This is a genomic window from Rhizobacter sp., from assembly GCF_031412075.1.
Classification (GTDB): domain Bacteria; phylum Pseudomonadota; class Gammaproteobacteria; order Burkholderiales; family Burkholderiaceae_C; genus Rhizobacter.
Genome location: NZ_JANOCG010000655.1, coordinates 1 through 4,842, shown reverse-complemented (window position 1 = coordinate 4,842; position 4,842 = coordinate 1). Strand labels below are relative to the sequence as shown.

Here is a 4,842-nt window from a genome sequence, read left to right as displayed (position 1 = left end):
GTGGTCGTCACCGGCAAGCGCACTTCCTGACCGATTGACATGGCTGGCCGGAGGCGGCCGACCCGGTGACCCCGGGGACACCGCCCTCGACCAGTTCTCCTGTTGGCGACACGGCGCAGGCCTTGTCGCCTTTTTTATGCGCCGCGCATCCAACTCGTTTGCGGCCTATGCGGCACTTCCCGCAATTCGTCGCAAACCGCTGGGCAGAGCCGGGTGGGCTGCCTAGAGTTCAACCCAACACGACACATTGATCCCACGGAGCCCACCATGTTCGACCGCATCTTCGCCCCCCTTCTCACCTTCGTCATGCTGATCGGGGGCACGGGCGCGATCCTGTCGGCGCTGTTCTTCGAACCACGCGCCGAGGCCATCGTGACCCAGAGCGTTCAGCCCGAAGTCATCGAGCTTGAGAAGGTGATCGTCACCGGCAAGCGCAGCGCGCCAGACACCCAGCTCGCCACCAGCGACAAGAAGCCACCCGCGAGCCAGGCTGCCGAAGGCCGCGGGGTGCTGCTGCACCAATCGCGCGATTGAGACTGGAAAAAAGCCCGGCCGAAGCCGGGCTGAAAACACCCCCTAAGGGACTCAGGGCTTGAGATAAGGCCCGTCGCTGCCAAGCTTGCCCGGCGCTGCGTTGCCCGGCAGGTCCAGCACATAGATGCGGGCGTTGCCCTTGCCTGACAGCGTGGCGGTCAACACCCCCGTCGTGACGGTCTTCACGTCGCCGCTCACGGCATCGCGGTACACACCGTTTGGAATGCCGCTGAAGGTGGCGTTGCCACTCACCGTCACCAGCACGAAGCTGTCGATGCCCCGCGCCGCGTCGGTGAAGCGGCGCTTGTAGGCCATGCCACCCGACACGCCCTGCGTCGAGTACTGCCCCTTCTGCAAGGCAGGAATGGCGCGGCGGATCTGGTTGAGCCGCTGCACGTGCTGCACCAACGGGGAGGCGAGTGTGGTGGCCACCGCCCCCGAGGCCGAAGCGACCTTGCCGAAGTCGCTGGCGATCACCGAGCCTTCGAGCCGGTCGCCGAAATAGGCGCGGCGTGTGGTCGCCAGCGCACAGCTCGGCCCGCAGTCGATCTGGCGGCCGGCCTGGAACTCGACCTCCGAGCCCATGTACAGCGTGGGGATGCCGCGAAAGGTCCACATCAGGCTCATGTTTTCGGCCCAGGCATCGGTGCCCCCAGAGTAGGCGGTGCTCGATTTGTTGGGGCCGTAGTCATGGCTGTCGACGTAGACCACGTTGTAGGTGGCGTCGTTGGTCGAGTCGTCGGAGTCTTTGCCGTTCCAGAACGCGTTGTTCGCATCGCCGAAGTTCATGTGCATGCGCATGTCGATGATGTTCATGCCCGAAAACTGGCTGCGGTCGGGCGTGCGGTAGGCGTTGCCGTTGAGGAAGGCGTTGGTCGAGGTCGGCTGGTTGCTGGTGCCCTGCGTGTTCTCGAAGTTGAACTGGTCGAGTGCGGCCTGCACGTCGTCGGCGGTGTAGTCCCTGCGCTCTTTCCAAGTGAAAAACTGCGCGGAGTGATTGACCGAGCCGCGGTTCCACTTGTCGTTCACAAATGCGCCCACCTCACCGAACATGAAGAAGTTCTGGCCCTTGGCGCCAAACTTCTCGACCGCACGCGCCTGCGCGGCCGGCAAAAAGCGGCGGTTCCAGGTCACACGCGGGATGTGCACCGCGGTGTCGATGCGAAAACCATCGACCCCCATGTCGATGTACTTGTTGTAGGCGTCGATCAGGTACTTCTGCACCACCGCGTTTTCGGTGTTGAAGTCGGCCAGGTCTTCGTGCAGCCAGCACGAGCGCGAGTCTTCGCCTTCCCAGTTGCCGATCCAGCAGCGGTGAAAAAGGTTGGACGGGAACATGCCGGAGGTGGGCGACGGCCATTGGCAGTGGTAGATCGTGAAGCCCTCGGCACTGCGCGAGCCGGTGGGTGCGCCCCAGTTGCGGCAGGTGTTGCCAGCCGGTTCGGGGGTCGACCACAGGTCGCCGTTGTAGGCCTTGGCGCCCACCTCGGTCGGGAACATCCCGTCGTATTCGCGGCCAGGGTTCGGCACGTCGTAGTACCAGCTCCACTGGCTGTCGCGCACGCCGAAGATCTTGGGCGCGAACAGGCCCTTGGCACCCCAGCGGCTGGAGTGGTTGTAGACCACGTCTTGGATGATCTTGATGCCCTTGGCGTGAGCGGCGTTGATCAGGTCCTGGTAGGTGGCACCGGGCGATTCGAGCCGCGGGTCGATGCGCAAGAAGTCGTAGCCGTGGTAGCCGTGGAAGTCGTAGTCGGAGCGGTTCAGCACCACCGGTGTGATCCAGATCGCCGAGAAGCCCAGTGCCTTGACGTAGTCGAGCTTCTGGATCAGGCCCTTGAAATCGCCGCGGAACATCGGGTCGTTGTTGGCCGCGTTGCCCGATTTCACGTGCGCCTGGCCGCCGCGGTTGTTGCTGCTGTCGCCGTCGTAGAAGCGCGCGGTCATCACGAAGTAGATCGAGACTTCGCGCATGTCAGTGCCGAGCGGCGTGCCGCCGGAGGGGGCGGTGCCGGTGGTGGCCGAGACGGCAGCACTCGCGTCCGAGCGGTTGCCCGCCGCGTCCACCGCCTGCACGCGGTAGGTGTAGGTGGTCTGCGGCAGGCCGCTGTCGGTGAAGCGGTTGGTGGCCGTGCTGTGACCCACAGCCCCGGCGCCACCGGTGCGGCTGATCTCGTAGGCGGTCACGCCCACGTTGTCGGTCGACGGGTTCCAGCTCAGGGCCACGCTGGTGCCGTTGGGGGTGGCGCTCAGCCCGGTGGGAATGCTCGGCGGCAACAGATCACTACCGCAAGGGTCGCCGGCAGAGACCGCACCCGCCTCGACCTTCACGCTGCCGGTGCCCAGCGCGTAGTTGCGGCCTGCGTTGTTGTCCCACGCAGCGCCATTGTTGAAGGTCGCCGCGAGCCCGGTGGCCGCGCCGAGCGAGAGGGTCTTCTTGCGCCAGCCGCTGCAGGCGGGCTCCATGCTCACACCGGGCACGGTGGTCCAGGCGCTGCCCGTGGGGGCGTAGTGGATGTTGACCGTGGTCCAGCTGGGGTTGGGTTTGTAGAAGACGGTGACCGACTGGGCACCGCCGCCTGTGCAGGGGTTGCCGGCGTGGGCAACGAGCGCGCCGTTGCGCACCTGGTGCGTGCCAGCCGGCACGCTGTAGTTGCCTCCACCGCTCGGGTTGTCCCAGGCGCCGGAGCCGTTGTTGAAGACGGCCTGGAAGCCGGTGCCGTTGAAGTCGAGGGGGCGGCTCACCCACCCCGCGCACGCGGCCGACAGGGCCTCACCGGGCACGGCAGTCCAGCTGCCGCTGGCGTTGTGGTGGATGTTCGCGCTGCCCCAGCCTTTGCTGGCGAGCGAATAAAACACGGTGGCGGTGGCCGCCGTTGCCATCGACGTCAAGCCGGTGAGCAACAGCCCCGCCAGCGCACAAAGGCGCCACGGTCGAGTCATGGTTTGTCTCCTGTCTGTGTTCGCCGCGACTTGGTGCCACGGTCGTGTTGCCTGGGCAACCGATCTACTTTAGTTACCCAAACTACACACCACAAGACTTCAACTCAATCCAATCCAAACATCCAATATCGACTCATGTCATTGTTTTTTATAGAGTAATTTCCATTCACGAAAATTGCCGCGGAGCAGCATTACAAATGTAGTAGTTGAACTACTTCGACTACTGCGCATTCATGTGGTACCCACCCCTACACTGCGGCCCCATGAATCGCCTTTCACACTTCATCGCGAGCCTGCTGGGCGCGCTCAGTCTCACCGCATGTGGCGGTGGCCCATCGACCTCACCCCCACCCTCACCCACCGCTCGCACCGTGGACACCTCCGTCATCACTGCCCAAGACCCTGGCAGCGCCCTGCCTGCGCAGTGGCAACGCCGCGCCACCTTCATGCAGATCTTCGTGCGCAGCTACCGCGACTCGAACGGCGACGGCATCGGCGATCTCAAGGGTGTGACCCAGAGCCTCGACTACCTGCAAAGCCTGGGTGTCGGTGGCATCTGGCTGATGCCGATCTCGCCCAGCGAAGACCACGACCACGGCTATGCCGTCACCGACTACCGCGGCATCGAGAGCGCCTACGGCAGCCTGGCCGACCTCGACGAGTTGCTCACGCAGGCCCACTCGCGCGGCATCGGCGTGATCCTCGACTACGTGATGAACCACAGCGCCGCCGCGCACCCGCTGTTCGTCAACAGCAGCTCTTCGGCCAACGCCACCTACCGCGACTGGTATGTGTGGTCGGCCAGCGAACCGAGCGGCTGGTCGATCTACGGCAACGACCCCTGGCACCCGGGCACCGGCGGCTACTACTTCGCCGGCTTCTGGAACCGCATGCCCGACTTCAACCTGCGCCACGCGCCGGTGCTCGACTTCCACCGCGACAACCTGCGCTTCTGGCTCAACCGCGGTGTTGACGGCTTCCGCTTCGACGCGGTCGGCAACCTGATCGAGAACGGCCCCAGCGCCTGGGAAGTGCAGCCCGAGAATTACCCGCTGATGGCCGGCATGGCCGCGCTGATCGGTGGCTACCAGCACCGCTACACCGTGTGCGAAGCCCCAGCCGACCCGCAAGGCTTCACCACCGCCTGCGGCAGCGCCTTTGCGTTCGACATCAACAAACAACTCGTGGGCGCCGCGATGGGCGCGCCGAGCTCGATCCGCGCGGTGTCCGACTACTTCAGAACCGCACCGACCGGCCTGGCCACCATGTTGTCCAACCACGACGGCTTTGCCGGCGCGCGTGCATACGACCAACTGCGTGGCGACGCGGCCGGCCTGCGCCTCGCCGCCGCCAGCCTGCTCACGC

General features: G+C 65.2%; 3 protein-coding genes. 2 read left to right on the top strand and 1 reads right to left on the bottom strand.

Annotated elements, in window-relative coordinates; translation table 11 throughout:
* Positions 1-267 precede the first annotated feature (267 nt).
* Positions 268-534, top strand: coding sequence for a hypothetical protein (locus RMO40_RS24420; protein ID WP_309726384.1), 267 nt, complete (start codon positions 268-270; stop codon positions 532-534).
* 51 nt (positions 535-585) lie between these two features.
* On the opposite strand, the gene RMO40_RS24415 is transcribed toward RMO40_RS24420, so the two are convergent.
* On the bottom strand, positions 586-3,477 hold the full coding sequence (locus RMO40_RS24415; protein WP_309726382.1) for a carbohydrate binding domain-containing protein: 2,892 nt from the start codon (positions 3,475-3,477) through the stop codon (positions 586-588).
* A gap of 263 nt (positions 3,478-3,740) precedes the next feature.
* Between RMO40_RS24415 and RMO40_RS24410 the strand changes: the two genes are divergently transcribed.
* On the top strand, positions 3,741-4,842 hold a 1,102-nt coding region (locus tag RMO40_RS24410; protein ID WP_309726380.1), incomplete at its 3' end, for an alpha-amylase family glycosyl hydrolase.